The following is a 22,045-nucleotide window of genomic DNA, read 5'->3' on the forward strand; positions in this document are numbered from 1 at the left end:
TGACGGGCGAGGCGTTCCCATGAACGCCCCTTCGGTCAGCGGCCCCTGCCTGGGGGCCGCTTTTCCTTTTCCCGCTGGTGCAGCCTTGCGCCAGCGGTTTTCTCGTTTGTGAACGTCATGGAAAAACGCGTACTTTTCCGCTCGGCGTGGCTGCCCTGGGTGTTGATCGCCCCGCAGTTGCTCATCATCGGCATCTTCTTCTTCCTGCCCGCGGGCCAGGCCATCCTGCAGTCCTTCCAGATGGAAGACGCGTTTGGCATGAGCACCGAGTGGGTGGGGCTGGACAATTTCAAGCAGCTTTTCGACGATCCGTCCTATCTGGAATCCTTCCAGCGCACGGCGTTGTTCTCGGTGCTGGTGGCGGGCATCGGCATCGTGGTGTCGCTGGCGCTGGCCATCTTCGCGGACCGCATCGTGCGCTTTGCCATGGTCTACAAGACCCTGCTCATCGTGCCCTATGCCGTGGCCCCGGTGATCGCGGGCGTGCTGTGGGTGTTCCTGTTCTCGCCCTCCATCGGCGTGGTGACCTACTACCTGGGTGAGCTGGGCTACGGCTGGAACCACATGATGAACGACAACCAGGCCATGACGCTGATCGTCATCGCCTCGGTGTGGAAGCAGATCTCCTACAACTTCCTGTTCTTCCTGGCGGGCCTGCAGTCGATTCCGAAGGCGCTGATCGAGGCGGCCTCCATCGACGGCGCGGGTGCATGGCGGCGCTTCTGGAACATCCAGCTGCCGCTCTTGTCGCCCACCACGTTCTTCCTGCTGGTGATCAACATCGTGTACGCCTTCTTTGACACCTTCGGCATCATCGACGCGGCCACGCAGGGCGGGCCGGGGCAGTCCACGTCCATCCTCGTCTACAAGGTGTACCAGGACGGCTTCAAGGCGCTGGACCTCGGCGGCTCGGCGGCGCAGTCCGTGATCCTGATGCTGATCGTCATCGCGCTCACCGTGGTGCAGTTCCGCTACGTCGAGAAGAAAGTGCAGTACTGACCATGATCGACCGTAACCCCTGGCTCAATTTCATTTCGCACGCCGTGCTGGTCCTCGGCGTGGCCATCGTGGCCTTCCCGCTGTACCTGGCGCTGGTGGCCTCCACCCACACGGCGGATGCCATCGTGCAGTCGCCCATGCCGCTGCTGCCGGGCAGCCATCTGTGGGAGAACTACCAGGCCGCGCTGTTCGGCTCGGGCAAGCTGGGCTCCAACACCAACGTGGTGCACATGATGTGGGTGAGCTTCGTGGTGGCCATGGTCATCACCGTGGGCAAGATCGCCATCTCGCTGCTGTCGGCGTTCGCCATCGTGTACTTCCGCTTCCCGTTCAAGATGCTGTGCTTCTGGGCCATCTTCGTGACGCTGATGCTGCCGGTGGAAGTGCGCATCCTGCCCACCTACAAGGTGGTGGCAGACCTGGGCCTGCTCAACAGCTACGCCGGCCTCACGCTGCCGCTGATCGCCTCGGCCACCGCCACGTTCCTGTTCCGCCAGTTCTTCCTGACGGTGCCCGACGAACTGGTGGAGGCCGCGCGCATCGACGGCGCCGGGCCCATGCGCTTTTTCAAGGACGTGCTGGTGCCGCTGTCACGCACCTCGATCGCTGCGCTGTTCGTGATCCAGTTCATCTACGGCTGGAACCAGTACCTGTGGCCGCTGCTGATGACCACGTCCGAAGACATGTACCCGGTGGTGATCGGCATCAAGCGCATGCTGGCCGGCGGCGAGGCCGCCGTGGACTGGAACATCGTGATGGCCACCGCCATCGTCGCCATGCTGCCGCCCACGGCCGTGGTGATCCTGATGCAGAAGTGGTTCGTCAAGGGCCTGGTCGACACCGAGAAATAAACATCAAAACCGGCTGTAGCGCCCACCCATCAAGCGCAAACAGCTATTGATTAAATAGCACATATGGCATCCCTTACCCTCACCAACGTCGTCAAGCACTACGGCAGCGGCAAGCAGATCGTGCCCGTGATCCACGGCGTCAACGCCGAGATCCGGGACGGCGAGTTCATCGTCATCGTCGGCCCCTCGGGCTGCGGCAAATCCACCCTGCTGCGCATGGTGGCCGGCCTGGAGGAAATCACCGGCGGCACCATCGCCATCGGCGAGCGCGTGGTCAACAACCTGGAGCCCGCCAGGCGCGACATCGCCATGGTGTTCCAGAACTACGCCCTGTACCCGCACATGAGCGTGTTCGACAACATGGCCTACGGCCTGAAGATCGCCAAGGTGGCCAAGGACGAGATCAAGGCGCGCGTGGACAAGGCCGCCAATATCCTGGAACTGGGTCATCTGCTGGAGCGCAAGCCGCGCCAGCTCTCGGGCGGCCAGCGCCAGCGCGTGGCCATGGGCCGCGCCATCGTGCGCCAGCCGCAGGTATTTTTGTTCGACGAGCCACTGTCCAACCTGGACGCCAAGCTGCGCGCGCAAACCCGTATCGAAATCCAGAAGCTGCACCGCGAACTGGGCATCACCAGCCTGTTCGTGACCCATGACCAGGTGGAGGCCATGACGCTCGCGCAGCGCATGATCGTCATGAACGCCGGCAACATGGAGCAGTTCGGCACGCCCGAGGAGGTCTACCACACACCGGCCTCCACCTTCGTGGCCAGCTTCATCGGCTCGCCGCCGATGAACCTGCTCAACCACGCGCCGGGCGCCCAGCCCGGCACCACGTTGGGCATCCGCCCCGAGCACCTGGACATCACCGCCGACGGCGGCTGGGCCGTGCAGGTAGAGACGGTGGAGCTGCTGGGCGCCGAGCGCCTGGTGTATGGCCGCGTGGGCGACGAGCAGCTCATCGTGCGCATCGAGGAAGGCGCCCCCGCGCCACAGCCGGGCGACACCATCCACGTCACGCCGCGCGCCCACCGCCTGCACACCTTCGATGCCGGCACCGGCAAGCGCCTGTAGCACCCGACCGCCTGGAGCACCGCGCATGACGACACCTTCCGCCTGGCCCTACCCCCGCTGGATCGCCCACCGCGGCGCCGGCAAGCTGGCGCCCGAGAACACGCTGGCCGCCTTCCGCCTGGGCGCGCAGCACGGCTACCGCATGTTCGAATGCGACGCCAAGCTGAGCAGCGACGGCGTGGCCTTCCTGCTGCACGACGCCACGCTGGAGCGCACCACCAACGGCCACGGCACCGCTGGCGATCAGCCCTGGGGCACGCTGGCCCAGCTGGACGCCGGCGCTTGGCATTCGCGCACGTACGCGGGCGAGCCGCTGCCCACGCTGGAGCACCTGGCGCGCTGGTGCATCGCCAACGGCCATTTCCTCAACATCGAGATCAAGCCCACGCCCGACACCGAAGCCGAAACCGGCCGCGCCGTGGCCGTGCTGGCGGCACGCCTGTGGCACGGCCAGAGCGTGCCACCGCTGCTCACCTCGTTCAAACCGCAGGCGCTGGCCGGCGCGCGCGAGACCGCGCCGCATCTGCCCCGCGGCCTGCTGCTGGACCAACTGCATGACGGCTGGCTGGACACCGCGCGCCAGTGGGGCTGCGTGGCCGTGGTCTGCAACCATGCGCTGTGGAGCGCCGCCACCGTGGCCGAGGTACACCTGGCCGGCATGCGCGCCCTGAGCTACACCGTGAACGACGACTGGGCCGCCCAGCGGCTGCTGGCGCTGCACACCGACGGCATCATCACCGACCGCGTGGACCTGTTCAGCCCCGCCGGGGCCTGACGCGGCGCCACCCGTCCACGCCGGCGGGGCGTGCCGGGCACGCCGCTCGCGCTGCCGTCTGGCAAGGCCAGGGCCGCTCGACAGCGGACAATGCGCGCATGCATCGCCTTTCCCGCACCGGCGCGCGCCCGCTGCGCCGCCGTCTCCCCCCGCAGAGCGCACGCCACCTTTGGCAGTGGTTGGTACTGGCCTGCTGCCTGTGGCTGGGCGGCACGCCCGCCCTTGCCCAGACCCGGCCCGCTGCGGCCCCCGCCTCCGCCGCGGCCAGCGCGGTGGACACGCTAGGTGAGGACAACGCCCCCCTGCCCTCGGTGGATGAACTGCGCAAGCAGCTCGACGCCATTCCCGCAAAGCTCGGCGAGGAGGACGACGGCCGCAAGCTGCTGACCGAGCTGGCCGCCATCGGCACCGCGGCCGAGCGCGTGGTCGCCCAGCGCACCAGAGACCTGGCGGACCTGGACCGCCGCCTGGAAGGCCTGGGCCCCACGCCCGAAAAGGGCGCACCCGCGGATGCGCCCGACGTGGCCGAGCAGCGCACCGCGCTGAACAAGCAGCGCGGCGTGATCGATGCGGAACTCAAGCTCGCCCGCCTGGTGGCCGTGGATGCCGAGCAGCGCAGCGCGGAGATCGGGCGCCAGCGGCGAGCGCTATTCCAGGCGGCCCTCACAACGCGCGTCGATTCGCCACTGGCCCCCGCCTTCTGGCGCAGCCTGCGCTACGCCGCGCCCGGCGACAGTGCGCGGCTGCAGGCGCTGGGCGCCAACCTGCGCCGCGCCGTGCAGGCCACGCTGGACTCGCCGCGCCGCGGCACCTTCCTGGGTTACCTGGCCCTGGCCGTCGCCCTGGCCGTGGGGGGCACCTGGCTGGCGGAGCGTGTGCTGGTGCGCGCGCTGCCCGCGCGGCTGCCGGCCACCCGGCTGCGGCGCACGCTGCTGGCGGCGGCGGCGGTGGTGGCGAACGTGCTGATCGTCAGCGCTGCGCTGCAACTCGCGTGGAGCGGGGTCAAGCTCGGCGGCGTGCTGGACGAGGACGTGCGCGCCGTGCAGCAGGCCAGCCTGCGTGCCGCGGCCTACGCCACCTTCGTTATCACGCTGGGGCACGCACTGCTGTCGCGCCGGCGCAGTTCCTGGCGGCTGCTGCCCATCTCCGACGCGCTCGCCCGCCGGCTCAGCCCCTTCCCGTGGTGGATCGCGGCACTGTCGGCGCTGGGCGGACTGGTCACGCAGGTCAACGCCATCGTGGGCGCCAGCCTGGCGGCCGAAGTGCTGGTGCACGCCGTGTCCGCGGTGTTGCTGTCGGTGACGGTGGCCGTCGCGCTGGGCCGGCTGCGGGCAACGCCCCAGGCAGCGGACGCGGCCGATAGCGCCACCGACGCGGCGCCCGCGGAGAAGGCGGGCCGCCCCCTCTGGGTGGGGCTGATCCTGGCCAGCGCGGGCCTTGCCGCGGCCGCGGCCGCGCTGGCCGTGGTGCTGGGCTTCGTGGCGCTGGGCGGCACGCTGGCGCGGCAGATGGTGTGGTCGGGCGTGGTGTTTGCCACCACCTATCTGCTGATGCAGTTGGTGGACGACCTGTGCGACGCGTTGCTCTCCTCCCACGGCGGCCTGGGCGCGCGCATCCACGCCGCGTTGGCCATCGACGCCCAGTTGCTGGACCAGGCCGCGGTGCTGCTGGCCGGCGTGCTGCGTGTGGCGCTGTTCTTCTACATGGCGATCGCGCTGATGGCGCCGCTGGGCACCAACCCGGACGAGCTGTTCCGCCGCGGCAGCAAGCTGGACCACAGCCTGCAGATCGGCGACTTCACGCTGGCGCCCCAGGCACTGCTCACGGCGCTGGCGGTGATCTGCGCGGGCTTCCTGGCGATACGCATCGTCAAGCGCTGGCTCAGCGACCGCTACTTCCCCCACACATCGCTGGAGCCGGGCATGCGCAGCTCCATCGTCACGCTGCTGGGCTACGTGGGCGGCGTGGTGGTGATCGCCGTGGCGCTGGCGGGCTTAGCAGGCCGTTGAAAAATCCCCCGCCGACGCCCGCGTTGGCCGCTACGATCTGAAGCCATCGGTGAACGACCCAGACGAGGACGATGAGAGGCAGTCAAGATTTCCAGGGGGCGATGTTCAGCTACATCAGCCTTGAAGAGCGCGTGCCGCAGGCACACCCGCTGCGCAAGTTGCGCGCGGTGGTTGATGCGCTGCTGGCAACCATGAACCGCGAGTTCGAAGCGGTGTACGCCCGCCGTGGCCGCCCATCGGTGCCACCGGAGATGCTGCTCAAGGCCTTGCTGCTGCAGATCCTGTTCTCCATCCGCAGCGAGCGCCAGTTGGTCGAAGCGATCAACTACAACCTGCTGTACCGCTGGTTCGTGGGCCTGAACATCGAAGACAAGGTCTGGGACCACTCCACTTTCAGCGCCAACCGCGAACGTCTGTTCAACGAAGACCTCGCCCGCGCCTTCTTCGAGCGCGTCAAGCTCAGTGCCCAGTGGGGCAAGCTCGCCAGCGACGAGCACTTCAGCGTGGACGGCACGCTCATTGACGCCTGGGCCTCGCACAAGAGCTTCAAGCGCAAAGACGACGACAGCGGCACGCCGCCTGGGCGCAACCCCGAGGTGGACTTCAAGGGGCAGGAGCGCTGCAACGACACCCACGAGAGCACCACGGACGCCGATGCCCGGCTGTTCAAGAAGAGCCAGGGCGACAAATCCCGCCTGTGCCACATGGGGCACATCCTCATGGAGAACCGCAACGGGCTGATCGTGGATGTCGAGATCACCCACGCCAGCGGCACGGCCGAGCGCGAGGCGGCGCTGGCCATGTTGGAGCGTCGGGGCAACAGGAACAAACGGGCCACGGTCGGTGCCGACAAGGGCTACGACAGCAAGGCCTTCATCAAAGGCTGCAGAAAGCTCAAAGTCACGCCCCACGTGGCGGCCAAGGACAAACACTCGGCGGTGGATGCGCGAGTGACACGGCACGAGGGCTACAAGACCAGCCTGAAGGTGCGCAAGCGCATCGAAGAGGCCTTTGGCTGGATCAAGACCGTCGGTGGTCTGGCAAAGACCAAGCTGATCGGTCAGGCCAAGCTCACGGGCCAGGCGCTGCTGTGCTTTGCCACCTACAACCTTGTGCGAATGGGCAGCATCGGCGGCTGGTGGGACGCGCATCATGCGTGAGCCCAGGGATACGTGCGCCCGAAATGGGCGGGAGGGCCTGCAAACCGGCCAGATGGGCCGTTGCAATCGCTGCGCAGACGCGTCTGGGCAGCTCGTGTCTTCGCACTCAGCGTCCCTGATGCGTTCGAAAAGCACTTTTTCAACGGCCTGTTAGGGATAAGCGTGGAGCGCATCGCCTGGGTGGCGAGCGCGCTGTCGGTGGGGATCGGCTTCGGCCTGCAGGCCATCGTGCAGAACTTCATCTCGGGCCTGATCCTGCTGGCCGAACGGCCGGTGAAGGTGGGCGACTGGGTGGTGCTGGGCGACACCGAGGGCGACGTGCGCCGCGTGAACGTGCGCGCCACCGAGATCCAGCTGGGCGACCGCTCCACGGTGATCGTGCCCAACTCGGAATTCATCACCAAGACCGTGCGCAACATGACGCTGGGCAGCGCCCAGGGCCGGGTGCTGCTGCGCCTGCCCGCACCGCTGGACACCGACGCGCGGCGCATGCGCGAGCTGATCCTGCAGGCCTTTCATGCGCACGAGGACATCCTGGAGAGCCCCGCGCCATCGGTGACGCTGGAAGGCATCCAGAGCGGCACGCTCACCTTCCTGGCGATCGGCTACGTGAGCAGCCCGCGCAACGCGGGAGGCGTGCGCAGCGACGTGCTGTTCGCCATCCTGGAGGCGCTGCGCGATGCGGGCCTGTCGCTGTCGCCTCCAGCCACCACCTCGGTGGCGCAGGCGCCGCGCGACGCCGCCCAGGAAGCGCCGCCGCTGTCGGAGCGCGTCTGAACGGAGCCCGATTCGCTCCTGTTTCAATAGCTGCTAGCGCTTATCAGACAAGCGCTACAGGCCAATTTTGCTTCAAACCGACAGCTGCGACCGCACATAGCCCGCCACCACTCCCAGCAACTGGTCCAGGTGCTGCTGCAGCGGTGCAAAGCCGGCGTTGGGCGCACGCGTGTCCTCGTCCATGTACACCGGGCGGCGGATCTCGATCTGCAGGCTGTGGCGCCCCAGGTGCGGCTGGCCGATGCGGCCGATCAGCTCCACGCCCTTGTAGGGCTCGTTCAGCGCCACGCTGTAGCCGAAGCCGCGCAGCTGCTCGGCGATCAGGTGCACAAAGTCGCTTGCGCAGGTGGTGCCATCGCGGTCGCCCAGCACAAAGTCAGCCAGCGGCGGCGCGTCTGTGCGGGCCAGGCGCCGGTACACGTCATTGGGCATCGAATGCAAATTCAGGTGCCACACGCGGCCAAAGCGCTGCACGCTCGCGTCGATCGCCTGCTGCAGCTGCGCATGGTAGGGGCGCCAGTAGCCCTCGATGCGCCGCTGCACCTCGGCCACCGTGCGCGCACGCGCATACAGCGGCGTGGCCACGCCGTCCTTGCTGATCTGCTGCCAGACCAGGCCCAGGCCCTGGCGCGTCTTGGGGCCGGGGGCGAGCGGCACGGGCCACGCGCCGTCGATCTGCGCGGGGTCCAGGTCCGTGTCGGCCCGGTTCACGTCGATGTAGGTGCGCGGGAAGGTCGCGGCGATCAGCGTGGCACCGTGCGCGGGCGCGGTATGCCAGAGGCGGTGCACGTGCGTGTCCTCGCCGCGGCGCAGCAGCGCCAGCGGCACGGCGTGGCCGAAATCGTCGGGGTAGGCCGTGCCGCTGTGGGGCGAGTCGCACACCAGCGGCAGCGGCTGCCCCGTGGGGTGCCAGACCTCGACCGGGCGGTCCGGCCGAGGGCTCAGGTCGTCATGCAACGCTGTCAAAGGCGCACCATCAATCGAGCTTGATGTTGGCGCGCTTGGCCACGGCGGTGTAGCGCGCAATGGCAGCGTCGATCTGCTTGGCAAACTGCTCGGGCGTGTTGGCCATGGATTCGCCGGAGATGCTCTTTTGCTTCTCCAGGTAGTCGGGCTGGGCCATGGCCTTGTGCGCGGCGGCGTTCAGCTTGGCGATGATCTCCTTGGGCGTGCCCGCGGGCGCCACCAGGCCGAACCATCCGCCGTCACCCATGCCGGCGTAGCCCAGCTCGGTGTAGGTGGGCACGTCGGGCAGCACGGGGCTGCGCTTCAGGGCCAGCACGGCCAGCGGGCGCAGCTTGCCCGACTGGATGTTGGCCAGCGTGGAGGGTAGGTTGTCCGTCATCGCGTTGACCTGGCCGGCCAGTGCATCGGTCGCGGCCTGGCCCGCGCCCTTGTAGGGGATGTGCAGCAGGTCGATGCCCGCCAGGTTCATGAAGTTCTCGATGTTGGCATGCCCCAGCGAGCCCGTGCCTGGCGAGGCGAAGGTGTACTTGCCGGGGTTGGCCTTGGCCAGCGCCACGAACTCCTGCATGGTCTTGGCGGGCACGCTGGGGTGCACCACGAAGACGCTGGGCACGCTCATCACGTTGGTGATGGGGGCGAAGTCCTTCACCGCGTCATACGGCAGCTTGGCGTAGATGGCGGGGTTGGCGCCGTGGGTGCTCACCGTGGCCATGCCGATGGTGTAGCCGTCCGGTGCCGCCTTGGCGATGGCGTCTGCGCCGATGGAGCCGCCGGCTCCGCCCTTGTTGTCCACCACCACGGCCTTGCCCAGGATGGGGCCCATTTTGTCGGCCAGCAGGCGGGCCACCATGTCGGTGGAGCCGCCGGGCGCGAACGGCACGATCAGCTTGATGGGGCGGTTGGGGTAGTCGCCCGCCTGGGCGTGCGCCAGGGGTGCGAAGGCCGCAGCGGCGGCGCAGGCGGCCAGGGTGGACAGCAGGGTACGGCGCAGTGCCATGGGGATCTCCTCGGTATTTGAATGAATGGGGGCAGGCCCATTCTTGAGCGCCCCCGCGTTGACGAAAAGCGACAAAATGGCGGCAATCCATTACCAACACTCATCCATCAGCCATCCATGCGCATCCACTCGCCGTCGCTGCCCGAACTGCACGCCTTTGCCGTCGCGGCGCGGCTGGGCAGCTTCTCGCAGGCGGCCGATGAACTCAGCGTGACCCAGGGCGCCATCAGCCGCGCCATCGCCCGGCTGGAGGAGCACCTGGGCGTGGCGCTGTTCGCGCGCGAGGGCCGGCGCAGCGTGCTCACGCGCGCGGGGGCCGACTACCTGCAGGCCGTGGGCCCGTCGATCGCCACCATCGAATCCGCCACGCTGGCCGTGCGCACGCGGCGCAACCCGCGCCAGTTGCGCCTGTCGGTGGCGCCCACGCTGTTCAGCCACTGGCTGATCCCGCGTCTGCCCGATTTCCACGCGCGCCACCCCGGCATCGCACTGTCGTTCGCACCCTACCGGCGCGACGACCCTCTGAGCGCACCTGAGATCGATGCCTGGATCCGTGTGGGCCGCGCCGACTGGCCTGCGGGCATCGCGGCCGACTACCTGGTGGGGCGCGAGCTGGTACCCATCTGCCGCCCGGCCGATCTGCAGGGGCCCCAGGCCATCCGCGCACCGGCCGACCTGCTCGCGCGGCCGCTGCTGTTCCACACGAACTACCCGGACAACTGGGCGCACTGGTTCGCCGGTGTGGGCTGTGTCCACGGGCCGCTCACGCCGGCGGCGGACTTCGAGTTGGTGTCGCTGCTGGTGCAGGCGGTGATCGCCGGCCTGGGCGTGGCGGTGGTGCAGCGCGCGCTGGTGGAGCCGGAGCTGGCCGCCGGGCGCATCGCCATCGCCATCGACCACCCCGTGCTGCTGGACCGCGGCTACCACCTGTGCATTCCGACGGGGCGCGCGCCCAATCCGGCCCTGGACGACCTGCGCGGCTGGCTGCTGGCGCAGGCGTGCGGACAGGGCGGGAGTTGAATCAGCCGCGCCAGGCGCGCAGCAGCAACCACTGACTGGTGGCGCAGGCCGCCGCCAAGCCGGCGTAGGTGGCCATGCGGCCGTCGCGCCCCAGCAGCACCAACCCCGCCACGAGGACGCAACACCCCACTACAAAGTTGATAGCTATTGGCGCAATCCAGCCGTGCGCTCTGGCCAGTTTTCGCATAAAGACGTGGCTGCATGCCACCAGCAGCACGGCGACCGCCAGCGCGGGTGCGGTGAAGTTCAGCAGATGGTTGAGGGCGAGCAGCAGGTCCATGGAGTCATGATGCAGATCAAGCCATTGGCGCGGTGGCCTGCCTGAGTGCGCGGCGGATTTTATAATCCCACCCCATGGCAGTCTGGGCCCTCGGCATCAACCACCACACCGCTCCGCTCGATCTGCGGGGCCGGTTCGCGTTCGCCCTGGACCAGATCGCGCCCACGCTGCACGGGCTGCGCGATTCGCTGTCCAGCGCCTCGGGCCGCCACCCGGGCGTGGAGACAGCCATCATCTCCACCTGCAATCGCACCGAGATCTACTGCGCAGCCGAGGCCCCGGCGCTGGACCACACGCTGGACTGGCTGGCCCACAGCGGCGGCGTGAGCCCCGCACTGCTGCGTTCGCACTCCTACAGCCTGGAAAACAGCCTCGTCGCCCGCCACGCCTTCCGCGTGGCCAGCGGGCTTGATTCCATGGTGCTGGGCGAGGCTCAGATCCTCGGCCAGATGAAGGACGCCGTGCGCGCCGCTGAAGGCGCAGGAGCGCTCGGCACCACGCTCAACCAGCTCTTTCAGCGCAGCTTTGCCGTGGCCAAGGAGGTGCGTACCAGCACCGACATCGGCGCACACAGCATCAGCATGGCCGCCGCGGCCGTGCGGCTGGCCGGCCAGTTGTTCGAAGACCTGACGAAGATCCGCGTGCTGTTCGTGGGCGCGGGCGAGATGATCGAGCTGTGCACCACGCACTTCGCGGCCAAGACGCCCCAGCAGATCACGATCGCCAACCGCACGCTGGAGCGCGGAGAAAAGCTCGCCACGCGCTTTGGCGGCGAGGTCATGCGCCTGGCCGACCTGCCCGACCACCTGCACGAGTTCGACGCGGTCATCAGCTGCACCGCGAGCACGCTGCCCATCATTGGCCTGGGCGCCGTGGAGCGCGCGCTGAAAAAGCGCCGCCACCGCCCCATCTTCATGGTGGACCTGGCCGTGCCGCGCGACATCGAGCCCGAGGTCAAGCAGCTCGAAGACGTGTACCTGTACACCGTGGACGACCTGGCCAGCGTGGTACAGACGGCACAGGCGCATCGCCAGGCCGCCGTGGCGCAGGCCGAGGCCATCATCGACGCGGGCGTGCAGAGCTTCGTGCACTGGATGGAGCTGCGCAGCCCCGCCACGCAGAACGGCGGCGTGGTGCCGCTGATCCAGCAACTCAACTCCCAGGCCGACGAATGGCGCGCCCTGGAGATCGCCCGCGCCAAGAAGCGCCTGGCCAAGGGCGAGGACATCGAGACCGTGCTTGAGGCGCTGTCGCGCGGCCTCACGCAAAAGATGCTGCACGGCACCATGGCCGAGCTGCGCGCGGGCGATGCCGAAGCGCGCGCCCAGACCGCACAGGCCGTCTCGCGCCTGTTCCTGCGCTCGCACAGCAAAAACGGGCTGTAGCGGCGCTCGCCGCGCACCCCTGATTTCATAAGCCCCATCGGCCTACCGCGCTTACCAGACAAGCGCAAGCAGCTACCAGACTGGTAGCAAAACCCTTCTTTCACACCCCTTGATGAAACCCTTTCTCCGCAGCCAGCTGGAACGCTACGCGCAACGCCTGCAGGAACTCGACTTCCTGCTCTCGCGCGAAGACATCATGGCGGACATGCAGCAGTACCGCAGCATCTCGCGCGAGCACGCCGAGGTCACCCAGGTCGCGGGCCGCTACGCCCGCTACCAGCAGCGCGAGGCCGACCTGGCCGGCGCGCGCGAGATGCTCGAAGACCCCGACATGGCCGAGATGGCGCAGGAGGAAATCCACGCCGCAGAGACCGAACTCGTGCAGTTGGAGGACGAGCTGCAGCGCCTGCTGCTGCCCAAAGACCCCGACGACGAGCGCAACGCCTTCATCGAAATCCGCGCCGGCACGGGCGGCGACGAATCCGCCCTGTTCGCGGGCGACCTGGCGCGCATGTACACGCGCTACGCCGCCACCGTGGGCTGGAAGGTCGAGGTCATGAGCGCCAACGAGAGCGAGATCGGCGGCTACAAGGAAGTGGTGCTGCGCATCGAGGGCCAGCCCGGGACGGGCCCCTCCGGTAGCGGTGTGTACGGCGCGCTCAAGTTCGAATCCGGAGGCCACCGCGTGCAGCGCGTGCCCGCCACCGAGACGCAGGGCCGCATCCACACCAGCGCCTGCACCGTGGCGGTGATGCCCGAGCCCGACGAGCAGCAGGCCATCACGCTGAACCCGGCGGACCTGCGCATCGACACCTTCCGCGCCAGCGGCGCGGGCGGCCAGCACATCAACAAGACCGACTCGGCCGTGCGCGTGGTGCACTTGCCCACCGGCATCGTGGCCGAGTGCCAGGACGGGCGCAGCCAGCACAGCAACAAGGCCAAGGCGCTGCAGGTGCTGCAGGCGCGCATCCAGGAAAAGGAACGCAGCGAGCGCGCCGCCAAGGAGGCCGCGCTGCGCAAGGGGCTGATCGGCAGCGGCGACCGCAGCGACCGCATCCGTACCTACAACTTTCCGCAGGGGCGCCTCACCGACCACCGCATCAACCTCACGCTGTACAAGCTGCTGGCCATCATGGAAGGTGACCTGGGCGAGGTGCTGCAGGCCCTGCAGCATGCGCGCGAGGCCGAGCTGCTGGCCGAACTGGGTTTGGAGTGATTTTGGCCTCTAGCGCCCACGCAGCAAGCGCCAACAGCTATCCATAGAGAAGCACCCATGCCTTCACCCACGCTGGCCCAGGCGTTGACCCAGGCCCAAGCCGAAGGGCTGGGGCGCATCGACGCGCAGATGCTGCTGCTGCATGTGCTGGGGCGCGCGCCGGCCGACCGCGCCTGGCTGCTGGCGCACGACGGCGACACGCTGCCCGCGGCGGCCATGGAACAGTACGCCGCGCTGTGCGCGCGCCGGGCCAAGGGAGAACCCGTGGCCTACCTCCTTGGGCGCAAAGAGTTCTGGGGCCTGCCGCTGTCCGTGGACGCGCGCGTGCTGGACCCGCGCCCGGACACCGAGACACTGGTGGCCTGGGCGCTGGACGTGCTGGCCACGCGCGCCGCGCCGCGCGTGGCCGATCTGGGCACGGGCAGCGGGGCCATCGCCCTGGCCCTGCAGCATGAGCGCCCCGATGCCCAGGTGCTGGCCGTGGACGCCAGCGCCGGCGCGCTGGCCGTCGCCCGCGCCAATGCCGGGCAGTTGGGCCTGCCCGTGCGCTTCATCCAAGGCAACTGGCTGCACGGGGTGGACGGTCCGTTCGACGCCATCGTCAGCAACCCGCCCTACATCCCCGCGCAGGACCCGCACCTGGCCGCGCTCACCCATGAGCCGCTGTCCGCGCTGGCCAGCGGCGCCGACGGCCTGGAGGACATCCGCACCATCGTGGCGCAGGCGCCCGCGCGGCTGGCACCTGGCGGCTGGCTGCTGCTGGAGCATGGCTGGGACCAGGCCGAGGCCGTGCAAGCACTGCTGCGCGACGCAGGCTTTGACCAGGTGCAAAGCCGCAACGATCTGGCCGGCATAGCCCGATGCTCCGGCGGGTCAATGCCCGGCGGCGCCCCGCAGTGAAATAATCCCCCCATCGCCGCCCTGCCCCAGGGCGCCCCCCTTCAGGAGAACCCCATGAGCGACGTCCAGCAACGCATCGACCAACTGGTCAAGACCAACGACATCCTGCTGTTCATGAAAGGCAACGCCAGCTTTCCGATGTGCGGCTTCTCGGGCCGCGCCGTGCAGATCCTCAAGGCCTGCGGCGTGGACCCCAAGAACATCGCCACCGTGAACGTGCTGGACGACCAGGAGATCCGCCAGGGCATCAAGGACTACAGCCACTGGCCCACCATCCCCCAGCTCTACGTGAAGGGCGAGTTCATCGGTGGCTCGGACATCATGATGGAGATGTACGAGTCCGGCGAACTGCAGCAGGTGCTGGGCACCGGCGACGCCGCCTGAAGCGCCGCGTCCTGCCGCCAATGGACCAACCGCCCTCTTCGGGCGGTTTTTTGTCCGCCGGCGCGCAGCGCCCCGCCACGCGGGCCCGCTACACTTGGCGGCACCTGTGGCCCCGTGTCTGCGTGCTTGGCACACCCCGCTGCACGACAGGCGCGCGGCATTGCATCCTCGCTCCATGCCTTTGTCCGAAAGCCTGATCGTCATCACCGCCCTCATCGGGGCCAGTGCCTTCTTCTCGCTGGCCGAGATTTCCCTTGCGGCATCGCGCCGCCTGCGGCTGCGCCAGCTGGCCGACGAGGGGGACCACCGCGCCGACCGCGTGCTGCGGCTGCAGGAAAACCCGGGCGACTATTTCACCGCCGTGCAGATCGGTCAGAACGCCGTGGCCGTGCTGGGCGGCATCGTGGGCGAAGGCACCTTGAGCCCGCACTTCTCCGGCTTCTTCGGTATGTGGCTGGGCGCATCGCATGCGCAGACGGCGGGTTTCCTGCTGTCATTCACCGTCATCACGTCGCTGTTCATCCTGTTTGCCGACCTGTTCCCCAAGCGCATGGGCATGGCGGAGCCCGAGCGCCTGGCGCTGCGCGTGGTGGCGCCCATGCAGGCCACCATGGCGCTGTTGCGGCCCGTGGTATGGCTGTACAGCCGCTGCGCGGACCTGCTGTTCCGCGTGCTGGGCATGAACGCGCTGCGCGACGACCGCGTCACCTCCGATGACATCCTGGCCATGATGGAAGCTGGCGCACGCGCCGGTGTGCTGGCCGCGCGCGAGCAGCAGGTGATCGAGAATGTGTTCGAGCTGGACACGCGCAGTGTGGCGAGCAGCATGTCGCCGCGCGACCGCGTGGCTTATTTCCTGCGCGACGATCCCGACACGGTGATCCGCGCGCGCATTGCGGCCGAGCCGTTTTCCACCTACCCCGTGTGCGAAGGCGACATCGACCACGTGGTCGGCTACGTGGACGCCAAGGACCTGTTCCAGCGCGTGCTGAACAACCAGCCCATCTCGCTGGCCGACGAAGGCCTGGTACGCAAGGTGCTCATCGTGCCGGACCGGCTGTCGCTGGCCGAAGTGCTGGAGCAGTTCCGCCAGGTGCATGAGGACTTCGCCGTCATCGTCAACGAATACAGCCTGGTCGTGGGCGTGGTCACACTCAACGATGTGATGAGCACGGTGATGGGTGACCTGGTGGGCCCGGCAGACGAGGAGCAGATCGTGCGCCGCGACGAGAATTCCTGGCTCATCGACGGCACCACGCCCGTGTCCGACGTGCTGCACGCCCTGGGCCTGGACGAGCTGCCGCACGCCGATGAGTACGAGACCCTGGCGGGCTTTCTGATGGTGATGCTGCGCCGGGTGCCGCGCCGCACCGACAGCGTGACCTTCGGGGGCTACAAGTTCGAAGTGCTGGACGTGGACAGCTATCGCATCGACCAGGTGATGGTGTCAAGGCTGGAAGGCGCGTCCAAACCAGTGCTGCCCGTTGAATAAGGGGCGGCGCTGCTGACAAGGGCAGCACCTGCCGGCGTGTGTGGCCATCCGCAAGACGCGGTATGGCCCCGCTGGTCGACGGTAGATCAGGCGTCCGAAGTACGCTCCTGGAAGAACCAGTTGCGCTGCGCTGCGAACACGGCGCTCGGATACGGCGCCTTGCCCCGGCTGCCGTTGTAGCGGCCCAGCGCCATGTACAGGTCGCCCCGCTCGCGGTCGAGGTAGTGGCGCAGGATCACGCAGCCAAAGCGCAGGTTGGTCTGCATGTGGAACAGCTTGCCCGGGTCGCCATCACCGATCACGCGGGTCCAGAATGGCATCACCTGCATATAGCCGCGCGCACCCACCGGAGAGACGGCGAACTTGCGGAACGCGCTCTCCACCTGGATCAGGCCCATGACCAGCGACACATCCAGCCCCGAGCGCTTGGACTCGTACCACACCGTCTGCAGGAAGTCGCGGCGCACTTCCCATTCGGGCTTGCGCCGGCGCAGGCGGTCGCTCATGGTGCCAAGCCAGCGCAGATACAGCAGGCGTGCCTCGGTGGAGGCAAACAGCGGCTCGGGCGGTGCCAGGTCTGCCACGGCGGAGCTGAGCGCGGTGCGCACGGAATCGATCAACGGCTCCTCCAGCTGGCTCCCCGCATGCGCAGGTGCAGCCACGCCCAGCCATGCAGCCGGCCCCGCCGCCAGCGAAGCCAGGCAGGCGCGGCGCGACAGCCGGCCCTGCCGTTCGTCGGTCATTGGACCACCTCCCGCCGCGTTCATGCTGCCAGCCGTTCCTTCACATGCGCCAGGATGTCCGCCACGCCCACTTTGGTGGCAGATGCATCGCGGCGGTGCTGGTATTCGACCTGCCCTTCCTTGAGGCTCTTGTCGCCAATGGTCACGCGATGGGGCACGCCGATCAGTTCCCAATCGGCAAACATGGCGCCCGGGCGCTCGCCACGGTCGTCCAGGATCACGTCAACCCCGGCGGCTAGCAGGTCGGCGTACAGCGACTCGGCCTGTGCCTTGACGGCTTCGCTGCGGTCCATGCCCACGGGGCAGATGACCACGGTGAACGGGGCGATGGCGTCGGGCCAGATGATGCCGCGCTCGTCATGGTTCTGCTCAATGGCTGCTGCCGGCAGGCGCGTGACGCCAATGCCGTAGCAGCCCATCTCGAAGAAGGCGGGCTTGCCGTCTTCGCCGAGGAAGGTGGCATTCATGGCTTTGGAATACTTGGTGCCGAGGTAGAACACGTGGCCGACTTCGATGCCGCGCTCGATGGCAAGTTCCCCCTGGCCGTCCGGCGACAGGTCGCCAGCCACCACATTGCGCAGGTCGGCCACCATGTCGGGCTCCGGCAGGTCGCGGCCCCAGTTCACGCCGGTGAGGTGGTGACCTTCCTGGTTGGCTCCGCAGATCCAGTCGGCCATCACGGCCACGTCGCGGTCCACCACCAGCTTCACCGGCTTCTGCAGGTTCAGCGGGCCCAGGTAGCCCGGCTTGCAGCCAAAGTGGTCCACGATCTCGGCCACGGTGGCAAAGCGGAAACCCGCGTCCAGGCCCGGCACCTTGGCCACCTTGATCTCGTTCATGTCGTGGTCGCCGCGCAGCAGCAGCAGCCAGACCTGGCTGCGGATGATCTCGCCCGCCGCGTCGGTTTCGTCCGTGGCCAGCACCAGCGACTTCACCGTGGTGCTCAGCGGCACGCTCAGCAGTTCGGCCACGTCCGCGCAGGTGCTCTTGCCGGGCGTGGGTGTCACCGTCAGCGGCTGCTTGGCCGCGGGACGCGCGCCCGCGGGGGCCAGCGCTTCGGCTTTTTCCATGTTGGCCGCGTAATCGCTGGCGGGGCAGTAGACGATCGCGTCCTCACCCGTGGCGGCGATCACCTGGAACTCTTCGCTCAAGTCGCCGCCGATGGCGCCCGAATCCGCCGCCACGGCGCGGTAGCGCAGGCCGAAGCGGTCGAAGATGCGGCGATAGGCCTGGGCCATCACCTGGTAGCTCGCCTTGGCGCCGGCCTGGTCCCGGTCGAAGCTGTAGGCGTCCTTCATGATGAATTCGCGCCCGCGCATCAGTCCGAAGCGCGGGCGGCGTTCATCGCGGAACTTGGTCTGGATCTGGTAGAGGTTCTTGGGCAGCTGCTTGTAGCTGCGCAGCTCCTGGCGTGCGATGTCAGTGACCACTTCCTCGCTGGTGGGCTGGATCACGAAGTCACGCCCATGGCGGTCGTGAATACGCAGCAACTCGGGGCCCATCTTGTCGAAGCGCCCAGTCTCCTGCCACAGCTCGGCGGGCTGCACCACGGGCATGGTGCATTCCACGGCACCTGCGCGGTTCATCTCCTCGCGCACGATGGCTTCCACCTTGCGGATCACGCGCAGGCCCATGGGCATGTAGTTGTAAATCCCGGCACCCAACTTCTTGATGAGGCCTGCGCGCATCATGAGTTGGTGACTGACAACCTCGGCGTCGGCAGGCGCCTCTTTCAAGGTGGAAATGAAAAATTGGGAAGCTTTCATCGAACGGGCTTGACAACTGGGGCGGGTGCGCTTGCCGCACGCGAGGTAGCGTGCATAATGACCGCAGTTTTAAAAATTTGGGGTTAGATTATGCTCGACCGGGACGGATTCCGCCCAAATGTCGGCATCATCCTGCTCAACCAGAGAAACCAGGTATTCTGGGGCAAGCGCATACGCACCCATAGCTGGCAGTTCCCTCAAGGCGGCATCGACCGCGGAGAAACCCCCGAGCAGGCCATGTTCCGGGAACTGCACGAAGAGGTAGGACTGCTGCCGCCCCAGGTGCGTGTGATTGCCCGTACGCGGGACTGGTTGCGCTACGAGGTGCCAGACCGGTTCATCCGCCGCGATGCACGCGGACACTACAAGGGTCAGAAACAGATCTGGTACCTGCTGCAATTGCTGGGGCACGATTGGGACCTGAACCTGCGCGCCACCAACCATCCAGAGTTCGATGCCTGGCGCTGGAACGACTACTGGGTTCCGCTGGACGTGGTGGTCGAGTTCAAGCGAGGCGTATATGAGATGGCGCTGACTGAACTGGCGCGTTTTCTGCCGCGCCATGAACAGCGCAACCGCTATTTGCGCAGCGGCATGCGTACGCGCGAGCACGAGAGCAGCGGCCAAGCCTCGCTGCCCCGTACCAGTTCACTGTTGGTCAAGCCCGGTATGGAACTGCCTCCGGGCGCCAGCTTCGACCCTGACCCGCAAAACAGCGTGCCAGCGCCGTTGGAGGCGCTGCCTACCCTGCCCGTCCCCAAGAAACCACTGGACGCCTAGCGTGTGTAAGAAGGCACGCGTCCGCAAGACGCACCCTTCTTAAGCGTCATCGCGCGCCGAGCACCACCATGTTGTCGCGGTGAACCATCTCCGGTTCGGCCGCGTACCCCAGCAGGCGCTCAAACTCTGCGGAAGGCTTGCGGCACAGCAGGCGCGCCTCGGCGCTCGCATAGTTGGCGAGACCGCGGGCAATCTCTGTGCCGCCGGCGTCGCGCACCGCGATCACATCGCCGCGCACGAAGTCGCCCTCCACCGCCACCATGCCGATCGGCAGCAGGCTCTTGCCGTCTTCGCGCAGCTTGGCCGCCGCGCCGGCATCCACCGTCACGGAGCCGCGCAGTTGCAGGTGGTCCACCATCCACTGCTTGCGCGCCTGGTTCTTCTGCGTCTGCGCCACGAGCAACGTGCCGATCGATTCGCCCCGGGCCAGCCGCAGCAGCACGTCCGGCTCCCGCCCCCATGCGATGACGGTGGAAGCACCCGAGCCCGCCGCACGTTTGGCCGCGAGAATCTTGGTGATCATCCCGCCCTTGCCGATGCTGGAGCCCGCGCCGCCGGCCATCGCCTCCAGCGCCGCATCGCCAGCCTGTGCCTCGTGGACGAACTGCGCCTGCGGGTCGCGCCGCGGATCGGCGGTGTACAGCCCCTTCTGGTCGGTCAGGATCACCAGCGCGTCGGCTTCGACGAGGTTGGCGACGAGAGCCCCCAGAGTATCGTTGTCACCAAACTTGATCTCATCGGTGACTACGGTGTCGTTCTCATTGATCACCGGCACCACGCCCAGGCGCAGCAGCGTCAGCAGGGTGGAGCGGGCATTCAGGTAGCGCTCGCGGTCCGCCAAGTCGGCATGGGTCAGCAGCACCTGCGCACTGCCCATGGATTGCTCGCGCAGCTTGGTCTCGTACATCTGCGCCAGCCCCATCTGTCCCACGGCGGCAGCGGCCTGCAGTTCGTGGATCTCGCCGGGGCGGCTGCTCCAGCCCAGGCGCTTCATGCCTTCGGCGATCGCTCCGCTGGAGACCATGATGACCTCGCGCGGCTCGCCCCCCTGCCCCCGCACCAGCGCTGCCAGTTGGCGGCACCACTCCCCAATGGCCACCTCGTCCAGCCCCCGTCCCTCATTCGTGACGAGACTGGACCCTACCTTGACCACGATGCGACGCGCGTCGCGCAATACACTGGACACCATTTTTATAAGAAATTAGGCCCTAGCGCTTGTCAGGCAAGCGCCAACAGCTATAAATTAAATAGCAATCCTCGCATCACCCACGCGGTGGCTCACCTGCGAAGCGCGGGTCCACCTCAGCCGGCGCATTCTGCGCCAGCTGCTGGGCGTGCACGTGCTGGAAGATGGACTGCACCAGGGGCTCGCAGCCTTCGCGCGTCAGCGCGGAGATTTCGAACACGGGGCCCTTCCATTTGAAGCGCTTCACGAAGTCCTTCACCCGCGCAGCGCGCTCTTCGGATGGCACCATGTCCAGCTTGTTGAGGACCAGCCAGCGGGGCTTCTCGTACAGCTGGGTGTCGTATTTCTTGAGCTCGGCCACGATGGCCTTGGCCTGCGCCACGGGATCGACGGATTCGTCGAACGGCGCCATGTCCACCACGTGCAGCAGCAGCCGCGTGCGCTGCAGGTGGCGCAGGAACTGGTGGCCCAGGCCCGCGCCCTCGGATGCGCCCTCGATCAGGCCGGGGATGTCGGCCACCACGAAGCTCTGCTCCGGCCCCACGCGCACCACGCCCAGGTTGGGGTGCAGCGTGGTGAACGGATAGTCGGCGATTTTCGGGCGCGCGTTGGAGACCGCGGCGATGAAGGTGGATTTGCCGGCATTGGGCATGCCCAGCAGCCCCACGTCCGCCAGCACCTTGAGCTCCAGCTTCAGGCTCTTGCGCTCCCCGGGCCAGCCCGGCGTCTTCTGGCGCGGCGCGCGGTTGATGGCGCTCTTGAAGCGCAGGTTGCCGAAGCCGCCGTCCCCGCCCTTGGCGATCGTGACCACCTCGCCCGGCGTGAGCAGCTCGTACAGCAGCTCGCCGGTATCCGCGTCGCTGATGATGGTGCCCACGGGCATCTTGAGCGTGATGTCGGCGCCTGCCGCGCCGAACATGTCGGAGCCCATGCCGTGCTCGCCACGCTTGGCCTCGTGCCGGCGTGAATAGCGGAAGTCGACCAGGGTGTTGAGATTGGGGTCGGCCACGGCGAACACGTGGCCGCCACGCCCGCCGTCGCCGCCGTTGGGCCCCCCGAACTCCTTGTACTTCTCGTGCCTGAACGAGACACAGCCGTTGCCGCCGTCACCTGCGGCAACGTCGATAAAGGCTTCGTCGACGAACTTCATGGGTATCCAGTTTACAAAAAGCGCACCTGGGCGCTGGAGGGTGCGCAAAAGGGTGCCATCACGCATGCGCGCGGCTGCGCCAGGCGCTGAAAACAACAAAGCCCCGACGGGTCGGGGCTTTGTTGTCGCTTCAGCGGC

19 protein-coding genes and 2 pseudogenes are annotated in these 22,045 nt (G+C 67.7%); 14 read left to right on the forward strand and 7 right to left on the reverse strand.

The window, feature by feature from the left end:
- Window positions 1-117 precede the first annotated feature (117 nt).
- The 7 genes and pseudogenes from ugpA to I3K84_RS08775 form a co-directional block, all read left to right on the forward strand.
- Window positions 118-999, forward strand: coding sequence for a sn-glycerol-3-phosphate ABC transporter permease UgpA (gene ugpA / locus I3K84_RS08745; RefSeq protein WP_012655769.1), 882 nt, complete (start codon window positions 118-120; stop codon window positions 997-999).
- A gap of 2 nt (window positions 1,000-1,001) precedes the next feature.
- Window positions 1,002-1,850, forward strand: coding sequence for a sn-glycerol-3-phosphate ABC transporter permease UgpE (gene ugpE / locus I3K84_RS08750; RefSeq protein ID WP_011804304.1), 849 nt, complete (start codon window positions 1,002-1,004; stop codon window positions 1,848-1,850).
- 63 nt (window positions 1,851-1,913) lie between these two features.
- The gene (locus I3K84_RS08755; RefSeq protein WP_196995920.1) at window positions 1,914-2,921 is read left to right on the forward strand and encodes a sn-glycerol-3-phosphate import ATP-binding protein UgpC; all 1,008 of its coding nucleotides are present in this window, start codon (window positions 1,914-1,916) and stop codon (window positions 2,919-2,921) included.
- Window positions 2,922-2,946: 25 nt separating this feature from the next.
- Complete coding sequence (gene ugpQ, locus I3K84_RS08760; protein ID WP_196995921.1) at window positions 2,947-3,696, forward strand: glycerophosphodiester phosphodiesterase; 750 nt, start codon at window positions 2,947-2,949, stop codon at window positions 3,694-3,696.
- Window positions 3,697-3,794: 98 nt separating this feature from the next.
- Window positions 3,795-5,693, forward strand: a pseudogene (locus tag I3K84_RS08765) (DUF3772 domain-containing protein); the annotation flags it as partial.
- An 83-nt stretch (window positions 5,694-5,776) separates the two neighbouring features.
- Entirely contained in the window at window positions 5,777-6,865 is a 1,089-nt protein-coding gene (locus I3K84_RS08770; protein WP_011803559.1) for an IS5-like element ISDisp1 family transposase, read from the forward strand.
- A 150-nt stretch (window positions 6,866-7,015) separates the two neighbouring features.
- Window positions 7,016-7,642 (forward strand): annotated as a pseudogene (locus I3K84_RS08775) (mechanosensitive ion channel family protein); the annotation flags it as partial.
- Between the two features lie 72 nt (window positions 7,643-7,714).
- Here I3K84_RS08775 and I3K84_RS08780 read toward each other — a convergent pair.
- Both I3K84_RS08780 and I3K84_RS08785 read right to left on the reverse strand, forming a co-directional pair.
- Complete coding sequence (locus tag I3K84_RS08780; RefSeq protein ID WP_196995922.1) at window positions 7,715-8,608, reverse strand: N-formylglutamate amidohydrolase; 894 nt, start codon at window positions 8,606-8,608, stop codon at window positions 7,715-7,717.
- A gap of 10 nt (window positions 8,609-8,618) precedes the next feature.
- The gene (locus I3K84_RS08785; RefSeq protein WP_041835900.1) at window positions 8,619-9,605 is read right to left on the reverse strand and encodes a tripartite tricarboxylate transporter substrate binding protein BugE; all 987 of its coding nucleotides are present in this window, start codon (window positions 9,603-9,605) and stop codon (window positions 8,619-8,621) included.
- A gap of 117 nt (window positions 9,606-9,722) precedes the next feature.
- On the opposite strand from I3K84_RS08785, the gene I3K84_RS08790 reads away from it, so the two are divergent.
- Window positions 9,723-10,625, forward strand: coding sequence for a LysR substrate-binding domain-containing protein (locus I3K84_RS08790; protein WP_123675060.1), 903 nt, complete (start codon window positions 9,723-9,725; stop codon window positions 10,623-10,625).
- 1 nt (window position 10,626) lies between these two features.
- Here I3K84_RS08790 and I3K84_RS08795 read toward each other — a convergent pair whose 3' ends face one another.
- Window positions 10,627-10,905 carry a hypothetical protein gene (locus I3K84_RS08795; protein ID WP_012655762.1) on the reverse strand — a complete coding sequence of 93 codons (279 nt, stop codon included), beginning with the start codon at window positions 10,903-10,905 and terminating at the stop codon, window positions 10,627-10,629.
- 74 nt (window positions 10,906-10,979) lie between these two features.
- Between I3K84_RS08795 and hemA the strand changes: the two genes are divergently transcribed.
- From hemA to I3K84_RS08820, 5 genes are all read left to right on the forward strand, one after another.
- A complete protein-coding gene (gene hemA, locus I3K84_RS08800; protein WP_196995923.1) occupies window positions 10,980-12,290 on the forward strand; it encodes a glutamyl-tRNA reductase in 1,311 nt (436 codons plus the stop codon).
- Between the two features lie 112 nt (window positions 12,291-12,402).
- Window positions 12,403-13,506, forward strand: coding sequence for a peptide chain release factor 1 (gene prfA / locus I3K84_RS08805; RefSeq protein WP_196995924.1), 1,104 nt, complete (start codon window positions 12,403-12,405; stop codon window positions 13,504-13,506).
- A 57-nt stretch (window positions 13,507-13,563) separates the two neighbouring features.
- On the forward strand, window positions 13,564-14,406 hold the full coding sequence (gene prmC, locus I3K84_RS08810) for a peptide chain release factor N(5)-glutamine methyltransferase (protein WP_196995925.1): 843 nt from the start codon (window positions 13,564-13,566) through the stop codon (window positions 14,404-14,406).
- A gap of 54 nt (window positions 14,407-14,460) precedes the next feature.
- A complete protein-coding gene (grxD, locus tag I3K84_RS08815; protein WP_011804293.1) occupies window positions 14,461-14,790 on the forward strand; it encodes a Grx4 family monothiol glutaredoxin in 330 nt (109 codons plus the stop codon).
- Between the two features lie 175 nt (window positions 14,791-14,965).
- Window positions 14,966-16,282 (forward strand): hemolysin family protein, encoded by a 1,317-nt coding sequence (locus tag I3K84_RS08820; protein ID WP_047349970.1) that lies wholly within the window; start codon window positions 14,966-14,968, stop codon window positions 16,280-16,282.
- A gap of 86 nt (window positions 16,283-16,368) precedes the next feature.
- Here the strand turns inward: I3K84_RS08820 and I3K84_RS08825 are convergent, their stop codons facing one another.
- Window positions 16,369-17,049, reverse strand: coding sequence for a lytic transglycosylase domain-containing protein (locus tag I3K84_RS08825; protein ID WP_047349969.1), 681 nt, complete (start codon window positions 17,047-17,049; stop codon window positions 16,369-16,371).
- A complete protein-coding gene (locus I3K84_RS08830) occupies window positions 17,046-18,791 on the reverse strand; it encodes a proline--tRNA ligase (protein ID WP_047349968.1) in 1,746 nt (581 codons plus the stop codon). Before I3K84_RS08830 ends, I3K84_RS08825 begins: the two co-directional genes overlap by 4 nt.
- 90 nt (window positions 18,792-18,881) lie before the next feature.
- Here I3K84_RS08830 and I3K84_RS08835 point away from each other — a divergent pair, with 90 nt between their 5' ends.
- Window positions 18,882-19,571, forward strand: a complete 690-nt coding sequence (locus I3K84_RS08835) for an RNA pyrophosphohydrolase (protein ID WP_011804289.1) — start codon at window positions 18,882-18,884, stop codon at window positions 19,569-19,571.
- Between the two features lie 46 nt (window positions 19,572-19,617).
- On the opposite strand, the gene proB is transcribed toward I3K84_RS08835, so the two are convergent.
- Both proB and cgtA read right to left on the reverse strand, forming a co-directional pair.
- Window positions 19,618-20,760, reverse strand: a complete 1,143-nt coding sequence (gene proB, locus I3K84_RS08840; protein ID WP_012655755.1) for a glutamate 5-kinase — start codon at window positions 20,758-20,760, stop codon at window positions 19,618-19,620.
- A gap of 73 nt (window positions 20,761-20,833) precedes the next feature.
- On the reverse strand, window positions 20,834-21,907 hold the full coding sequence (gene cgtA / locus I3K84_RS08845) for an Obg family GTPase CgtA (protein WP_172206347.1): 1,074 nt from the start codon (window positions 21,905-21,907) through the stop codon (window positions 20,834-20,836).
- Window positions 21,908-22,045: the final 138 nt, after the last annotated feature.

The organism is Diaphorobacter sp. JS3051, from assembly GCF_015832135.1.
GTDB lineage: Bacteria > Pseudomonadota > Gammaproteobacteria > Burkholderiales > Burkholderiaceae_C > Diaphorobacter > Diaphorobacter nitroreducens.